12 protein-coding genes are annotated in these 16,606 nt (G+C 50.1%); 7 read left to right on the forward strand and 5 right to left on the reverse strand.

The annotated features are described in order from the left end of the window. Positions 1-7 precede the first annotated feature (7 nt). The 3 genes from ACQ4MZ_RS25035 to ACQ4MZ_RS25045 all read left to right on the forward strand — a co-directional run bounded on the left by ACQ4MZ_RS25035 (position 8) and on the right by ACQ4MZ_RS25045 (position 4,382). The gene (locus tag ACQ4MZ_RS25035; protein WP_430849720.1) at positions 8-3,106 is read left to right on the forward strand and encodes a T9SS type A sorting domain-containing protein; all 3,099 of its coding nucleotides are present in this window, start codon (positions 8-10) and stop codon (positions 3,104-3,106) included. Then, a complete protein-coding gene (locus ACQ4MZ_RS25040) occupies positions 3,106-3,378 on the forward strand; it encodes an alpha/beta hydrolase family protein (RefSeq protein WP_430849721.1) in 273 nt (90 codons plus the stop codon). The genes ACQ4MZ_RS25035 and ACQ4MZ_RS25040 overlap by 1 nt, the downstream gene beginning before the upstream one ends. Before the next feature lie 71 nt (positions 3,379-3,449). Further along, a complete protein-coding gene (locus tag ACQ4MZ_RS25045) occupies positions 3,450-4,382 on the forward strand; it encodes an alpha/beta fold hydrolase (RefSeq protein ID WP_430849722.1) in 933 nt (310 codons plus the stop codon). 232 nt (positions 4,383-4,614) lie between these two features. Here the strand turns inward: ACQ4MZ_RS25045 and ACQ4MZ_RS25050 are convergent, their stop codons facing one another. From ACQ4MZ_RS25050 to ACQ4MZ_RS25070, 5 genes are all read right to left on the reverse strand, one after another. Then, entirely contained in the window at positions 4,615-5,322 is a 708-nt protein-coding gene (locus tag ACQ4MZ_RS25050) for a hypothetical protein (RefSeq protein WP_430849723.1), read from the reverse strand. Positions 5,323-5,480: 158 nt separating this feature from the next. After that, positions 5,481-8,600: an efflux RND transporter permease subunit gene (locus ACQ4MZ_RS25055; RefSeq protein ID WP_430849724.1), complete on the reverse strand. Its 3,120-nt coding sequence runs from the start codon at positions 8,598-8,600 to the stop codon at positions 5,481-5,483. A gap of 215 nt (positions 8,601-8,815) precedes the next feature. Then, positions 8,816-9,904 carry an efflux RND transporter periplasmic adaptor subunit gene (locus ACQ4MZ_RS25060; protein WP_430849725.1) on the reverse strand — a complete coding sequence of 363 codons (1,089 nt, stop codon included), beginning with the start codon at positions 9,902-9,904 and terminating at the stop codon, positions 8,816-8,818. A gap of 15 nt (positions 9,905-9,919) precedes the next feature. Further along, positions 9,920-11,170 (reverse strand): TolC family protein, encoded by a 1,251-nt coding sequence (locus ACQ4MZ_RS25065; protein WP_430849727.1) that lies wholly within the window; start codon positions 11,168-11,170, stop codon positions 9,920-9,922. A gap of 167 nt (positions 11,171-11,337) precedes the next feature. Then, complete coding sequence (locus ACQ4MZ_RS25070; RefSeq protein WP_430849729.1) at positions 11,338-12,033, reverse strand: response regulator transcription factor; 696 nt, start codon at positions 12,031-12,033, stop codon at positions 11,338-11,340. A 220-nt stretch (positions 12,034-12,253) separates the two neighbouring features. Between ACQ4MZ_RS25070 and ACQ4MZ_RS25075 the strand changes: the two genes are divergently transcribed. From ACQ4MZ_RS25075 to ACQ4MZ_RS25090, 4 genes are all read left to right on the forward strand, one after another. After that, positions 12,254-13,129 carry a GNAT family N-acetyltransferase gene (locus ACQ4MZ_RS25075; RefSeq protein ID WP_430849731.1) on the forward strand — a complete coding sequence of 292 codons (876 nt, stop codon included), beginning with the start codon at positions 12,254-12,256 and terminating at the stop codon, positions 13,127-13,129. Between the two features lie 279 nt (positions 13,130-13,408). Next, complete coding sequence (locus tag ACQ4MZ_RS25080) at positions 13,409-14,464, forward strand: caspase family protein (protein WP_430849733.1); 1,056 nt, start codon at positions 13,409-13,411, stop codon at positions 14,462-14,464. 18 nt (positions 14,465-14,482) lie between these two features. Beyond that, complete coding sequence (locus ACQ4MZ_RS25085; RefSeq protein WP_430849735.1) at positions 14,483-15,088, forward strand: hypothetical protein; 606 nt, start codon at positions 14,483-14,485, stop codon at positions 15,086-15,088. 27 nt (positions 15,089-15,115) lie between these two features. Next, on the forward strand, positions 15,116-16,591 hold the full coding sequence (locus ACQ4MZ_RS25090; RefSeq protein ID WP_430849737.1) for a DUF4384 domain-containing protein: 1,476 nt from the start codon (positions 15,116-15,118) through the stop codon (positions 16,589-16,591). Positions 16,592-16,606 lie beyond the last annotated feature (15 nt).

Genomic DNA, 16,606 nt, shown 5'->3' on the forward strand with positions numbered 1-16,606 from the left:
ATCAGCTATGAAAAAATACTTCTACTTTCTGCATTTCCTGCTATTAAGTGCTGGCTGCTGTATCGCACAAAGGCAGATTACCAATTTCAACAATACCGAAGACAAGCAAGCATTTAACCCAGTTTATCAATTACAGATCGGCAACAAGTTGATTTTTTCGTCTTTTGCCCCTGCTACTGGTAATGAACTTTGGGTTTCGGAAGGAGCAAAGTCCAATACCAAGCTGTTGAAAGATATTACACCCGGGTATCAAAGCACTTATCCTTACGATTTTAGCAAATATGGGGATTTTGTTTATTTCGTTGTGAATGGGTATGAGATCTGGAAAACCGATGGCTCTCCCGCCGGTACACAAAAGCTGCTGCATTCCGACAGCACCCTGAATTTGAATATTGTGTCGGGAAAACTGCTCGTTACGTTCCGAAACGCACACACCCAACGGTATGTTTTTGCCTGGCTCGATACGAATGGGAAAACCGATTTTCTGCGTGATGAGGCCACAGCTTTCAAGTACGCGGCCGGGAATCTCTATTATGGCTCATACGATTTGACATCGGAAAAATGGACATTAAAAGTACAAGACAGCGGATTACACACCCTGGCCAGTGAGCCCGGCCCGCCCTTGAACGATATCATTATAGAGGCGCAAAGCGGGTACGAATACATAGCAGTCGACGCGGGCTATATTGAAAAGAAACTGGTAGTAGCTGCATCGAACCGGGCTGAAACTGCCAAAATATACCCATGGAACCGAGGTGCCGCGCCGACGATGCTGAGAGATAAAGCCGGATCGCTTTTTTTGATTGACGACGCTATTTATTCGGGTAAAGATATTACACTGAAAATATTCAAAGTCATCGAGGGGCAGAACTGGGAAACGATAGCTGATATAAAAACCAGCATGTTATATGCCGACACGCCGACGGGATCCAGCGAAGGCCCATTTCATACCAATTTTATTTTAGAAGGGGATCAGCTTACCTTCACTACGCTTTTTGGGTACGAAAACGTCCACTCGGCATACCTGGGTGTATTTGATTTTAAAAAGAATATCAAACGCATGTCGCCACGTCTTCCGGGCGAGGTTACGGCACGCCATGTAAAACTTGCTTCGCAGTCACGCGATGTATTTGAAATCCGTTCCGGCAATAATAAATGCATTTACAATATTGCTGAAAACAAAACCATTTCCATTGAGCAGCTCCCCTATCAGGTTCAGAAAGTAAAAGTAGGAAATACGGAATATGAACTCTCGGACAATGTGTATGTTTCCGGTAGTTCGCTACGCTTACCGCTGATGAAGCGCCGGCCTGTTTACAGGGAAAATGGGCTTGCTTTCAGAACCGTCCTCAACAATAAACTGCTATTCTGGACCAACGATGACCAAGGCAAGGGAAAACTGTGGTTAAGCGACGGCAAAACGACCTCCGAATTGTTGTCGTACGACGGTACTGTAATCCCCTGGACCATGGTCAGGGACTCGATCAGGATTGGAAACCAGATCGTGTTTGCTGCGGTCAGCCAGCGGGGAATCAGGATATTTAAAACAAACGGTACCCCCGCCGGCACCGGCGAGTTGTACCACTATCCGACCGACAGCTGGTCTTCCGTAACCAAGGTCATTACCAACAACCGGCTGGCCGTTTTTGAGCTCAATGTGGCCGGTAAGGAGGTAAGTCTGATCACCGACATGGAAAAGGTTTGGGAAATCGATGACTCGCAATACGCGCAACGGGAGTTCCACGCCACTTCCAATGATCTTTTTATGATCCATTCGTCGGTCAAAAACGGGATTAGTTATAGCACGGTTTACAAATTCGACAACGGCGATCTGAAACTGATCGAACTCAACAAGGGTGGTGCCGACGCAATGAACCATCAGATATGTGACACCCGGATTTACTACATGCTCCGCAATAGCGCCGGTTACCTGAGTGACGTTTGCTACACCGAAATGGGCTCTGACAAGGTCAATCGCCTTTTCACCGGGCCGATGAACTACCTGGTCCGTAGAGGCGACTGCCTCATTGCCGGAACGATGAGTGGGCCGGACGTAAAAATTTACAAGGCCAGTACTGGAGAGCTTCTTGGCGAATTCACGGATATATACCCTGTTGATGCCTCCACATCCAATGCGGTAGGACTTTGGAGTAAAAGGCAGGCAGTGATCGTCCACAACGACCGCGTTGTCAGTCAGAAATTCACGGAGGACATCGAATTCTCTACCGTGGTTCCACAAGGAATTTTAATCAAAGTCAAAAGTAATGCGGGGAGCTCATGGTACATTTATGAACTGAAACGCGGGAAGATCACCGAGCTTTTCAAGGATCAGACAATCGATTTTACCGGCATTGCAGCGGGCGATCAGCTGGTATTCGACGATAATGGGAATAACCGGCATCAGATTATCTGGGATTTAGCTAAACAAAAGCGTTTGGATTTCCCAGCCGGCCTTCAAGTGATCAAAACGATACCTGGGGACCTTATTGTGGCCTACAACCCATTCAATAACACGACTCCCGCAGTGTATACGCTGGAAGGCACTGCGCCGCTCAAAATGTATGAACTGCCCGGCTGGTATGATTTCCCCTCGTTAGGCTATGTAAATTACACGCCGTTCAGCACCAAAGCCAGGGGTTTTGAGCTTGTCAGGATCGATCGCGACTCGCTATACCATTTTCCCGAAATCATTAAGGGACCCGAGGGCGCCACATTTCACGAAGTCTTCCATTTCAAAGGGAGTGTGTACGCAACGGCTTTCACCTACTCGAAAGGTTTGCAGGTATGGAAAATGGACGAAATAAACCTGACTCCCGACGATAACAACGAATTGGTGGCGAGCCGCCCCGAAATTCCCGACCGCGTGGGTAACTTGCCCGACAATATACATTTGAATGTGTATCCGAACCCGGTTATCAGCGAACTCAATATCGATCTGAAAGAAGGTGGACTGATCCGCATCCTGGATCCGAGGGGCTTTGAGCAGCTTAAAGTCACCGTCGGAAAGAGCAAGCGGCTGGACGTAAAAAGCCTGCCTCCCGGTCAATATATAATCCTCTATTCGGGTGCCAACGGGCAATCCGTGAAAAAAATCGTGAAACTCTAATGCTGCTCCTTTTTCCAGATGAAGCCGCCGATCACATAATGCGTGATTTGCGGCACAGCGAGCAGCGGTACGATCAATGCGACCGTGGGAGGGTAGAAGAGCGGAGACACGGCGCTACGGATATGATCATACCCGTAGCGCAAGCGCGCACGATGTATGCGCATTTGCAGGAATTGAAAGTTCCGTCCGACCTGATCACCCTCCCCAATGGCGGCCACGTCGGTGAAGGTACCCGCCCGAAATGGCCAGGCACATGCAGGGAAGGATTGTAGAATGGGTAAAGAAGTATGGAAAGCAGGAGGCCTGTCGGGCGTAACGTATATCTTTACAGTTTTTGAGACAAATGCCCGCGTTCCTAAAATTAGCTACCGTTACCCTAACGTTTTTACTAGGTCTTCCAGCCAAAGGACAAGCTCTGTATTCCAAAGCTTTCGGAAAGGCAGATGACGAGCCGATCATATTTTTGCACGGCGGCCCCGGTAGCAGCGCTGTCTACTTTGAAGCCACGACCGCCCAAAAACTCGCCGATGCCGGGTTTTATGTAATTATTTACGATCGAAGGGGTGAAGGCAGGTCGAGGGACGACATGGCAAGAATGAATTATGAAGAGTTTTTTGATGATTTAAACACCATCTATCAAAAGTACCACATTAACCGCGCCCATCTAATCGGTTTCAGTTTCGGCGGACTTGTTGCTACGCTTTATGCGGAAAAACGTCCTGAAAAACTCAAGTCTATTATCCTTGCGAGTGCATTGGTTTCCCAACAAGCATCGTACAACACCATCCTCCAATCCGTCGAACGCATTTACAGGGATCAAAACGACGCGACGAACCTTGCGCAGATCAATGCCATCAGGGAAATGGACAGCAATTCGCTTTCCTACCGAACGGCTGTTTTTGCGCACGCCTCCAAAAATGGCTTTTTCAGTCTTCCAAAACCCGATTTGGAAGCCCGGCAAATCTATTCGACCTATCCAACCGACACATTGATCACCCGCTACGTGAAAAACGACCGTGCAGTAGAAACGCTCTGGCAGAATGAAACGCGAAAAAACATCGATGTAACGCCGGTCTTGAAAAAACTCAGAAACCAGAAGGTCCCGGTATACGCCATTTATGGAAAACAGGACGGACTCTATTCAAAGGAACAAATTGCCGGTTTGTCACGCATTACAGGTAAGTCAAGGTTAGTTTACCTCGATAATTGCTCTCACACCTGCTTTGTGGACCAGCAAGCTCAATTTATCGCAGCATTGAAGTCCTGGCTCAAATAGATCGCCAGTTTCGAATCCCGGACCTGAGTGCATTGCCAAACCTGCCATTTTAGTCCACATGGCTAATATTCAGCTGGCTAATTTGGCATTACCAACTCTGAATGTTCCTTGGCATCAAACTTTTCATATCGGTACCCATACACAACAATAATCTTCTAAGTTACCGCCCAAAACAAAAGGAGGCAACTACTTGCGCACCTGCCTCCTTGCTGAACTTTAAATAAAAAGAATCCTATTTCGTGGTCGTTTCCGTCAGTTTAACTTTCACGGAAGTGTAATATAAAGTAGTGGTTGCCTCGAACCCGGAATCGGTTCCGAAAATGAGCCACAGATTACCGCTGGCGTCGGTTTTACCTTTGAATTCACCAGTTTTCGTCAGCAGCTTGTAGCCTACCTTATCGGTTCCGTTCCCGATATCACCGATGATTTTCATATCCTTACCGTCGTTTTTCTGCTGGATTTTATCGATGTTCATCCGGTAATGATCCAGGTTGTCGACCGTCGTTTTCGGCTCGACAGGCACTGCGCCGATGCCCACGCTCACGGCGTTGGGGGCACCGCCCACACCTGTCCAGCCCTCCGAAGGTGCGTCAGACGCAAATTCCAGTGTGAAAGCCGCATTGTATTCCTGGTTCGGTTTTAGTCCCGTAACTTTCTTTTTGAAATACATAAACAGGTCGTCGCTATGGTTGTTGCCCGAAATGCGGAAACCCTTTTTCTGAGTGTCGAGCGGCGCAGGCAGGTTGGCGATTCCCTCTTCGAGTTTCCAGTCCGTTTCCATCTTTACAGGATAATCGGCAAAACCGGCTGTCCATCCTTTCTTGTCGCCATTGAACTGGTCGTTAATCTCCATTTCTAAAGGCAGTCCCGGGGCGCTGTCATCGTCGTTGCAAGCAAGGAACAGGAATGGCAGGCCGAGCATTAAAACTAACTTTTTCATGAGCTGTTATTTGGTTTTTAAATCCGCTAAGTGATGCAAAACCGCATAGGTTTGGTTGGAACAAACTCGCAAAAGTTATTCCCGCCCGGCCATGTATTTCTGAAAATGAACGATCTAGCTCATGTTAAATTTTCAATTAATCATAATAAAACGCGCAATTACGAAGCCGCATACCGGGATGTCCCGCCCTGTTTTTTGTGGTTGAAAAACGTGTAAATAATCGGGAAAACGAGCAGCGTCAGAACGGTCGCTGTGATAAGCCCGCCGATTACGACGATGGCCAGGGGCTTCTGTGTTTCGGAGCCGATACCAGTCGACATCGCTGCCGGCAGCAACCCTATCGCCGCCATCAGGGCCGTCATCACGACCGGCCTGATCCTCGATTTCACGCCCTGCCGCACCGCTTCTTCCAACGGCATCCGGGCCGCCAGGTTTTTGTTGAATACCGAAACCAATATCACCCCGTTTTGCACGCATAACCCAAACAATGCAATGAACCCTACCCCGGCTGAAATTCCGAAGTTCATATGCGTAACGTGCAGCGCGAGGATACCGCCTACCAATGCGAAAGGCACGTTGGCGAGCACGAGGCCTGCGTCTTTGGCATTGCTGAACATGATAAACAGCAAAATAAAAATCCCCACCAGGCTCACGGGCACCACTTGCGCCAGCCGGTCGGTGGCGCGCACCTGGTTTTCGAATTCTCCCACCCATTCCACGGAATATCCTTTCGGCAAATCGGTCAGCTTTTCCTTTACGCGCTGCTGAGCCTCGGCGATGGTTCCGCCTAGGTCTCTGCCGCGGACAGAAAATTTAACACCGATAAATCGCTTGTTGTTATCCCTGTAAACGAAGGCCGGACCGGTGATTTTGCGGATCGTGGCGATCTCCTTCAATGGTATTTTGCTGCCGGTGAGCGTCGGTACCATCAGCTGCTGAATGCTTTGCTCATCGGCCCGGTACTCTTCTTTGTAGCGCAGCCGGATATCGAACTTACGCTCGCCTTCATACAAAATAGAGGCCGTCTTACCCCCGATCGCCATTTCGATCACCGCCTGGGCGTCGGCGGTACTTACGCCGTATTGCGCCATTTTGTGGTCATGCAGGATCACGCTGATCTCCGGCTGACCGATATTGCGGATCAGGCCGAGGTCTTTGATACCATCCACATTCCGCACGGCGTCCATGGCAACGTTGGCGTATTTTTCCAGCTCCTGTAAATCGGAACCGAATATCTTGATACCGTTGCTCGCCTTATAACCTGCCACCGCTTCGGCCACGTTGTCGACAATCGGCTGTGAGTAGTTGTACAAAACGCCGGGATAGTTGCTCAGCAGTTTGTTCATTTCATCGGTCAGCTGCTCGACGTTGATCTTCCGCTTCCATTCTTTCTGCGGCACCAGATCCACCTGAAACTGACAGAAATAGAAGCCGTTGGGGTCGGTACCGTCGTTGGAGCGGCCCACCTGGGACAGTACCTGCTTCACTTCCGGGAAAGTTTTCAGGTCGCGACGGATCTTTTGCGACATTTTCACACTCTCGGGCAGCGACATGCTCATCGGCAACTCGGCCGTCACCCATAATGCACCCTCATTCAATTGAGGCAAAAATTCGGTCCCCAGCATGGTGGCGGAGAAAAGCGATACACCCAGGAATGTCGTCGCCACGATCATGCTGACCTTTTTATGTCCGTAACACCATTCAAAGCCCTTCGAAACCGTCTTATCAAAGAAATTCACAACCGGGTTATTCTTTTCCCGCACATTCTTGTTCAGCAAAAACGAGCAGAGCACAGGCACCAGCGTGAGTGTATAAAACAATGCACCCAGCAAGGCAAAACCCAGCGTGTAAGCCAGTGGACTGAACATTTTACCCTCTACTTTCTGAAAACTGAAAATAGGGATCAATGCGGTGATAATGATGAGTTTAGAGAAGAAAATAGCCTTACCCAGCTCACCGCCCGTCTTTTTGATCAAACCCAATTTCGACAACCGGTTGAACCTGGTCATACCCTGCTTATGCGCCATGTGATCGAGCGCGACGAAGACGCCCTCGACCATGACCACAGCCCCGTCGATGATAATCCCGAAATCGATCGCCCCCATCGATAGCAGGTTGGCCGACATGCCTTTCAAATACAAACACGTGAATGCAAAAAGCAATGCGAGTGGGATGATGATCGACACAATGACGGTAGTGCGCCAGTCGGCCATGAACAAGAAGACGATGACGGTCACAAATACAATACCCTCTACCAGGTTATGCTTTACCGTATCGGCGCAGAATTCGATCAGATTATCACGATCGTAGAAGGTAACCATCTTCACATCCGGCGGTAATATCTTGGTGTTCAGCTCCGTGATTTTCTCCTTGATGCGCGCCAGCACTTCGCTTGGGTTCTCGCCTTTCCGCTGTACCACAATGCCTTCTACGACATCGTCCTTACCGTCCAGTCCTACCTGCCCCACCCGCGGCAAATCCGATTCCTTCACGTCCGCCACATGCTTCACCAACACGGGGTAATCCTTCACATATTCAACGATAATGTTCTCGATATCCTGCGTCGATTCCAGCAGTCCGATCCCGCGCACGACGTACGCCTGACCGTTTTTTTCGATCACATCCCCGCCCACGTTGATATTGCTCTTCGTAACGGCCTCATACACATCGGCCGGCGTAATATTGTATTTCGCCAACGCAGTAGGGTTCACCTGCACCTCGTAAATCTTCTCTCTCCCGCCAAATGCCACCACATCGGCCACACCCGGCACGCTGCGTAACTGGCGGTCGATCACCCAGTTCTGCAATGTGAGCAGCTCGCGGCTGTCGCGATCTTTACTTTCGAGCGTATACCTGAAAATCTCACCCGTGGGCCCGTATGGCGGCTGGACTTCGGGATCGACGCCGTCAGGTAACGACACCGTCCGGAGCTGGTTATTCACCTGCTGCCTGGCAAAGAAATCCTCGACCCCGTCGTCAAAAATGATTTTGATCACCGACAACCCGAACATCGTCACGCTCCGCACATTGGCTTTCTTCTGAACCGAGTTCATCGCGATCTCGATCGGCTGCGTCACAAACCGTTCGATCTCCTCGGCACTGCGCCCGTTCCACTGCGAAACGATGATGATCTGCGTATTGGTAATGTCCGGAAAAGCTTCCAGTGGGGTCGCACGATAGCTCGCTATGCCCGCCACAACGAGCAGCCCCGTCAGGAAAAATATGAAAAAGCGGTTCCGGAGCGAGAAGCCCACGATTCCCCGAATGAATTTGTTCATGATTCAATTTTGAATGACTGAATGATTGAATGATTGAATGAGCCGCCGTGGAACGAGGAATGATTGAATGAATGGGTAAATGGGTAAGTTATGTTCTCAGGTAAATGTTTTCTGACTCACTATTGGGCCATATCTGGCAACACCTTACTATTCTTGACAATCCCTGACTATTCATTCATTCGGTCATTCAATCATTCGGTCATTCAATCATTCAATCATTGATTTAACGCATTATAGATAAGCAACTGATTCTTAGACACAACAACCTCTCCATCTGCCAGGCCACTGCTGATGTACGCGCGCTTGGAAAGGTTACGGAAAACCTCCACGGGCCGCGCCTCGATTTTGCTTTTGCTTGTGAAAACGAGTACCCAGTTTTTGCTCCTGTCAAAAATCACCGCCCTGGACGGTATCGACTGCATCCGGGTATTTTCCTCGAAATTGAGGCCTACGGTGGCGTGCATTTCGGGTTTCAGCCGATAACCGGCGTTCGAAAGCTGAATGCGGATCTTCATTGCCCGCGTTTCGGAATCAAGGACATTGTAAATTTTATCCACTTTGCCTTTGAAAACTTCATCGGGAAAACTGATCGTCTTGATGTCGGCCGGCATACCCAGCCGGATTTTGGGAATATCGCTCTCGTTGACATTGGCCATCACCCACACGTCAGAAATCTGGCCTACGGTAAAGAGGCTTTCCGAATTGTCGGAGCGGAGTTGCGTGCCGCGGTTCACATTTTTGTCTACGATAAACCCGTCGATCGGCGAGCGCACTACATAACTAGCTGATTTTGAAATACCATATATCGCAAATACGGCCTTCACCCGATCCAGCTCCGCCTGCGATTTGTCGACCATCTGCCGGGCTGTAATCACCTCGCGCTCAGGTACGAGTTTGCTTTCGAAAAGGTCTTCGGTCGATAACAGGTTTTTCTTCGCGACCAGTAAATCGGACTGTGCTTCGATCATTTGCCGTTCCAGGTCGGCCACTTCTCCCGAGCGGATCGTGGCCAGTTCCTGCCCTTTGCGCACGTGATCGCCGAGCTCCACTTTCACATCCTCCACATTCCCTCCTACCAGCGGAAACACCCGGATCACCCGGTTTTCGTCCGGCACGACTTTCCCTACCAGCGTCAGCTCATTGCGCACAGTTTCCGTTCTCACGGTATCGAGCACGATCTGCCGCATCATCGAGTCCGACAGTATGAATGCCCTGGACTCTTCCTGCGGGCTGGTTTGCTTCCGGCAGGACACAGCCAATAAGGCCACCATTCCGCCCAGAATGGCGATAGCTATTTTTTGCATGATGTTTTTGATGGTTTAAAAGGCGAATAATTCCTCTCCTACTACAAAGTTCAGCTCTTCATACACTTTAATACGGTCGGATTGCAGCCGGTTGAACTCCCGGACGCTCTCGTTGTAGGTTTCGATGAAATCAATGAATTCGAGGAGGGTTATATTTCTTTTCTGAAAGTTGTCGTAAATGCCGCGGTTGAGCTGCGAGAACTGATCGGTAAAGCGTTCCTCCACGCTTCGGTAGGTGTTTTCCGCCACGATCACTTTGTTCCAGGCCGCATTCACCTCGTTGGCAATGCTGTTCCTTTTCGCAGTTTCCTGGGTTTTGAAATAACCGATCCCGCTTTTCGCGGCCCGGATATTCCCCTGGTTACGGTTAAAAAACGGCAGGTCCATCGAAGCCGAGACACCGAAATAGTGGTTCTGGTAATTACTCGCCTGGTCGTACACCGCGCCTAGCTGCACATTCGGTTTCGCCAACGCTCTTTGCAGGTTATAATTCAATTCCGCCCGTTTTACCGACGATTCGGCCACTTTCAGATCGGTGCGGCGCGTTAATGCAAGTTCCCGCAGCTGGTCCGGCGTCTGTGCCTGAATATGGTACCGCGCCATTTCCAGGCTATCGACTACGGGTACCACGTAGGCTTCCGTATTGCAGTAAATCCGCATATCGCGCTGGTTTTCGGTCAATTCAAAAAGAATATCCGCCCTGTTGTTTCTCAATTGGAAAAGCAGCGCCTTCAAGCGCACCACCTCTTTGAGTGACACATTGTTACGGCCATATTCCTTATCAAATGCGTCCACGGTCGTCGCCAGCATAGCGATCTGATTATCCATCAATTGCAATGTCTGGCGAAGGAAATGGGTTTCGAAAAAGAGCTGCCGGAGATCGAATTTCAGCGTCCGGGCCAGGTCAAAAAATTCCAGTTCCGTTTTGCGCGTCGTTTCCATATCCAGCGCCACTTGCTTCGTACGCTTGCCGGCGCGGGTGATGACCTGTTGCAGGCTGACAAACTTCTGCCCGCCCTTGCCCACATCCAGCCAGCCCCGCGAAGGATTGTAAGCGCTCAGCTCCACGTTCAGATTTGGGTTATCCCAAAGTTTGTCCTGTATTTCAGCCGCCTTGGCGATGTCGATCTGGTAGCGTTCGGCGAGCAGGGTCAGGTTGTTTTTTAAAAAGAGACTGTCCACCTGCCGGACGGTCACTTTGAGGGTATCCTGGGCCTGTGCAGCAAAGCTCGCACAAGCCAGTAACCCGATCAGGTAAAATCGCATAACTCTTGTTTTTGACAATGCAAAGATTGGGAAACGGTACCTTCCGGCCACCATTTTTGCATTTAGAAAATCCTTAAAAGTAAATTAGAAGAAAATTAAAAACAGCGTTTAGACGCATTCAAGGCACATTTTACATAAAACCAGCCGTCTAACCGCAGCCCGACAACTCATTCGGCCATCAATATATAGCCCAATCCCGGCCTGGTCTGGATCAGCTTCACATCATAGCCTTTGTCGATCTTTTTGCGCAAGTAATTGATATATACCTCCACAAAATTGGTCCCCGGATCGAAAGTCAAATGCCAGATATTCTTCGCCAGATCCATCTTCGAAATGATCGTCCCCGGATGAAGGAGAAAATATTCGAGCAAGGCAAACTCCTTGGCAGTCAGCCCGATAAATTTCCCGGCACGCGTCACCACCTTGGTATCCACATTCAGCTGTAAATCGGCGATGCCTAGTACCCGCTTGCCCTCACCCGATTTCCCGACAGCCGAAAGACGCAATGCAGCATTCACCCGTGCAATCAACTCCCTGAAATCAAATGGCTTAACAATATAGTCCGTCGCACCACGCCCCAACCCTTCGACCTTGTCCTCCACCTCGCCGTAAGCTGTGAGCATGATAACAGGCATCACCGGCTTAAACTGTCTGATCAGTCTGCAAACCTCAAAACCATTCATTCCGGGCAGGTTAATATCCAGCAATATCAGGTCATAACGCCCTTCCAGGGCCATTTTTTTGCCCGCAAGCCCATCACGGGCGATTTCGGCGTCGAAATCTTCCGATTGTAAAACCCTGTAAATGTTCTGCGCAATCCGCAGGTCGTCCTCGATAATAAGTATCGTTTTCTTCGTCTTCATACATATTCCGGTCAGGTTTGCGTCAAAAAGAAGAGTCAGGAGTAATGCAAAGATGATGGGCGGGATTTGGAACGCCCGCTGAAAGTGATTAGATTTTAATTAAATATCACCAAAAAGCGCATTACGATATTGAAAATCAACGGGTAACGGAAAGTATACCCGTTCCATCCGTTCGATGCAGCGAAACCACCGCATACCTATATACGTAAACTTTAAACCATTGGAAAATCCGATTACCATCCGACAAATGCTCCTTACCGACGTTCCATTCGGCATGCAGCTGGTGCAGCAGGCGGGCTGGAACCAGCTCGAAGCCGACTGGCACCGCGCGCTCGCGCTGCACCCGGCAGGTTGCTTCCTCGCCGAACAAGCCGGTGGAACCGCAGCCGGAACCGTTACCACCTGCATTTTGGACGACCGGACTGCCGGCCAGCTTAGCGGATCAGTTGCCTGGATTGCGATGGTGCTGGTAGATGCCTCCATGCGAAACCGAGGCATTGGTCAACAGCTCATGGAACGCGCGATAGCACATTTGGATGGCCTGAATGTTGAAACACTGCGACTGGATGCCACGGTTTTCGGCAAGGGATTGTATGAAAAACTGGGTTTTCAGGAAGAATATGAAGTGGTACGCATGAAAGGCATTTCCAAAATGCACGAGCGACTGGGCGATGAGGCCATGCCATGGACGCCGGAGACGTCGGCTCCTCCTATTCTCGACCTCGATTTCCGGATAACAGGCACTCATCGGGAGGCATTCCTGCGTTCGCTGCTCCAATCCAATATATTTTACTATTCCATGTTCGAAGACGACCTCGCCTATGCGGGCTCCCGCAAGGGGCGCAACGCGGTCCAGCTCGGTCCGGCAGTCGCGTCCACGCCCGAAGCCGGCCGGCAGATCTGTGATGCTATGCTGCATCATTTTCGTGGGCTGCCAATTTTTATAGACATTCCCGTTCCCAACAAAGCGGCATTACGCTGGGCAAAAGCCAGTGGTTTGGAAGAACAGCGGAGGTTTATCAGAATGTACAGGGGCAAAAAAATAAATGATAGGCCGGAACTGATCTGGGCAAGTTCGGGTCCGGAAAAAGGCTAGAAAACAGGTTTGTTCAACAAGCTACAATGATTGTTTCCAATCAACCCAAACCGTTCGATAATATTCCATTTAGATTCACACAGCTGCTAAAAAATAGTTGCCGGGTTTCGCTTACTTTAAGCAAATCCATGTTTATTTGTCGACTTCAAATTAGTTTGAAGCAATATTCCCGATGAAGTTTAAGTCCTCCGTGAAAGATCTGTCCCAAAATCCGGCGCAATGATTTCTTTTCCCACAATCCGTATTTGTTGCAGATGGTTACTGACTATTACCGTATTTATGAGCCAATTATGTCGGGCTCAATCATTTTACGCAGTACTGGTCGCTGATACCAAAGATCCTTCATTAGGCGCGAGTTGCGAAAAAGACCTTGTAGAAATGTCGGGTACACTACGGAACATTTCAAAAAAAATCGAATACAATTACCAGGAGCTGATTTGTCATCAGGATAAATTTGGAAAAGGCGGCATTCAGGAAGCAATTTCCAAGATCCAATGCAAACCGGAAGACATCATTTTTTTCTATTATACCGGCCACGGAATCAATGCCGAAAAGAGTAAATTTCCTATTCTTTATCTCAAGGATGAAAACCTCGAACTGGAAACCGTTCACCGGCTGCTGAAAGAAAAGAAGCCGCGCTTTTGCCTCACTTTAGGCGACTGCTGCAACAAACTCCTCGCAGGTACGCGCCCGCGGACGGCAAAACCCGTGGTAAGGGGAATCAGGGTGACCGAGGATACCAAAATCGCCCGCGCGCTGTTCCTGGATGCGAATGGCGACCTGCTCATCAGCAGCGCCAAGAAAGGCGAACAAGCTACGGCACACCCGCACGATGGCAGTTTTTACAGCAATACCTGGATGCAGGCGCTCGCCTACGCGGAGGGGCATAACGCGCATGTGTCGTGGGAAACGCTCCTTACCGATGCCGAAAACCGCTTGCAGGCAAGCCTGAAAAGCCTACCCGATTCGTTGAAACACCACTCGCAGTGGATAAGCACTTTGCCTGCGACGAAGCTGCCCTGCCCACAAGCCAGTTTTACGGAGATCAACAAATTCCTGAATGTGCTGGCGGACGAGAAACTCAGTTTCAACGACCGCAGCAAGCTTAGTACACTTGGCCAAAAAGGCTTTTTCGGGCCATCGGCGCAGGTGAGCATTTACCTGGACGACCCTGAGAAGCCGGTGGATACGCAGCCTATCGACCTGTTTTTGAAAAGGATCGTCAACACCGCTCCGCTCATCGATGAATTCAATTTCGTAGAGCGGCTTTCGTCGCTCGGGAATGGGTGCACCTACGACGTGGTAACATTACAGGAAATCCGTAAAAAACGGTAAGTCATTAGCTTAAAATATATGCTTAAACATCTTATCTCATCCTGCTTTCTCATTCTCGGCATCGGGCAGCTGTTTGCTCAGACCGAAATGGACAAAAAAAGGCTGACGGAGTTTCGGCAGTTGACGGAACAGCGCGTGAACGACCTGCAACTATATATTGCCCTCATTGCCGATAAGAATAACTCCATCGAACAACGCGAACAAGCGGTGGAGCTGGCCGTTGGCCTGTTTGAAAAAGATCACCTGGTGAACGGCAAAAGGCGTGCGCCGCATGTGCAGGTGTCGCGCAGGAATGGTATTGTATCGTCGGTACCGGTGCCAATCTATTTCAAAAACCTGATGCATGTGAAGTTCGACAAGGTGGAAATAACATCCTACGACGCAGCGGTCGTTTCCAAATTTGAGAAGGCGGCCAGCGGCGATTACCGCGCCCTCGCCACGTACTACCAGCAGTTCAAAGGAATGGACAAGCTGGGCAACCTCGTTTACGGCAGCCGCGACCGCAAGGATATCCGCGTTACGGCGCAGAGTATGGCCGTATATGCGCAGACGGGCAAGGAAGACCTGAAAATATTCTTCGGCGATATCACGGTTAAAGACACCGTCCCGATCCCGGGCTTTTAGGCCACCAATACCATTACCACAACCCGAATGAGGTTTATAATCAAAATAGCCACCTTGTCCGCATTTGTATGCTTCACTGTCCTTCGGTCCCCGGAATCGCAGGCGCAACGGCGCGGCATGGGTTTGAAAATGGACGATTCCAGATACCTGCGGCTTCCCCGCAAATCGCCCGACATTTTGCTGAAAGGCGCTCTGCCGGAATCGTTTCACATCCGGGAGCTCCTACCCGAAATCGGTGACCAGGGCATGGACGGCACATGCGTGGGCTGGTCGGCGGCATATTATATGCGCACGGCGATGGAAGCCGGCAAAATGGGTATCGGCAGCCAACCGGCCAAAATTGCCGCCATCGCATTCTCCCCCGGATGGCTCTACGGGCAGCTCAAACCGGGCCAGGACACCGCGTGCGCCGAAGGTGTCTTCCTCGAAGACGCCCTGGAAGTGATGAAAACGAAGGGCTCGGCATTTCTGAGCTGCGCCCCGGGTACCTGCGGGAGCAAATACGAGCAATGCGACGAAAAAGCAGCCAACTACAAAATCGCCGACTATGCCACGCTATTCAGCCCGAAGGACGGAGAAAGCACAGTCGAACAGCGTATTAACGCCATTAAATCGGCGTTGGTGGAAGGCCGGAATGCGGTACTCATCGGAATGCTCATACCTCCGTCATTTATCGACGAAGCCACCGGGAACTGGCAGGCCGCCGCCGGTGAAACACCCGATAATGCCGTAGGAGGCCATTCGATGGCCGTGGTAGGCTACGATGACCACATTAATGAGGGCTCGTTCCTGATCGCCAACAGTTGGGGAAAAAGCTGGGGGAGCAACGGCTACACCTGGGCCCGCTACGCCGATCTCGCCCGTTTTGCCAAAAATGCCTATCAAATTTACACTGAGCCGACGGCGAAGCCACTTCCTCAGGCCATAACGCTCAAAGGGAATGTCGATTTTATGCTCGGAAATGAAACCATGCCCGTCCAATCGACGCGAAGCAAGGGCGCACAGGTAACGCCCGAAATACCTGCCGGCAAAACCGAAATGCTTACCTACACCATGAGCAAGCCTTATCCATCCGGAACGCGCTTCAAAATGGTGATCAACAATACCAAACAATCGTACATCTACATCCTCGGCTCGGACAAGGAAAACCGCGTATCGGCCATTTTTCCGTACAATTCCGGCGAACTGATAACCAGCGCCATCGTACCTGCCAATAGCACTGTGATAATGCCCTCGCTGCATGCGTCATTCACGCTCGACGAAGTTACCGGCGAGGATTATTTCATAGTATTTATTTCCCAAAACGAATTGAATCTGGAAGAGCTCGCGGCAAAGGTTAAAAATGCGCCGGGGACAATTATTCAGAAAGCCTATGCGGCATTAGGCGAAGCGTTTATCACACCAGCCGAAATCGCTTATGAACCGGGAAAAGTGGCCTACGAGGTAAAGGGCCGGCGAAAGGGAAGTGTGGTGCCTATTCTGGTGAAAATCGTGCATCAATAACCCCTCCTATCCGTC

Source organism: Dyadobacter sp. BHUBP1 (assembly GCF_050587785.1).
GTDB lineage: Bacteria > Bacteroidota > Bacteroidia > Cytophagales > Spirosomataceae > Dyadobacter.

Bases quoted from the DNA above. Each gene is read 5' to 3' on its own strand.
- ACQ4MZ_RS25060 (WP_430849725.1), bottom strand. From the start codon at position 9,904: ATGCAAAAAATAGCTATCGCCATTCTGGGCGGAATGGTGGCCTTATTG.
- ACQ4MZ_RS25080 (WP_430849733.1), top strand. From the start codon at position 13,409: ATGAGCCAATTATGTCGGGCTCAATCATTTTACGCAGTACTGGTCGCT.
- ACQ4MZ_RS25050 (WP_430849723.1), bottom strand. From the start codon at position 5,322: ATGAAAAAGTTAGTTTTAATGCTCGGCCTGCCATTCCTGTTCCTTGCT.
- ACQ4MZ_RS25070 (WP_430849729.1), bottom strand. From the start codon at position 12,033: ATGAAGACGAAGAAAACGATACTTATTATCGAGGACGACCTGCGGATT.
- ACQ4MZ_RS25065 (WP_430849727.1), bottom strand. From the start codon at position 11,170: ATGCGATTTTACCTGATCGGGTTACTGGCTTGTGCGAGCTTTGCTGCA.
- ACQ4MZ_RS25040 (WP_430849721.1), top strand. From the start codon at position 3,106: ATGCTGCTCCTTTTTCCAGATGAAGCCGCCGATCACATAATGCGTGAT.
- ACQ4MZ_RS25085 (WP_430849735.1), top strand. From the start codon at position 14,483: ATGCTTAAACATCTTATCTCATCCTGCTTTCTCATTCTCGGCATCGGG.
- ACQ4MZ_RS25035 (WP_430849720.1), top strand. From the start codon at position 8: ATGAAAAAATACTTCTACTTTCTGCATTTCCTGCTATTAAGTGCTGGC.
- ACQ4MZ_RS25045 (WP_430849722.1), top strand. From the start codon at position 3,450: ATGCCCGCGTTCCTAAAATTAGCTACCGTTACCCTAACGTTTTTACTA.
- ACQ4MZ_RS25055 (WP_430849724.1), bottom strand. From the start codon at position 8,600: ATGAACAAATTCATTCGGGGAATCGTGGGCTTCTCGCTCCGGAACCGC.
- ACQ4MZ_RS25090 (WP_430849737.1), top strand. From the start codon at position 15,116: ATGAGGTTTATAATCAAAATAGCCACCTTGTCCGCATTTGTATGCTTC.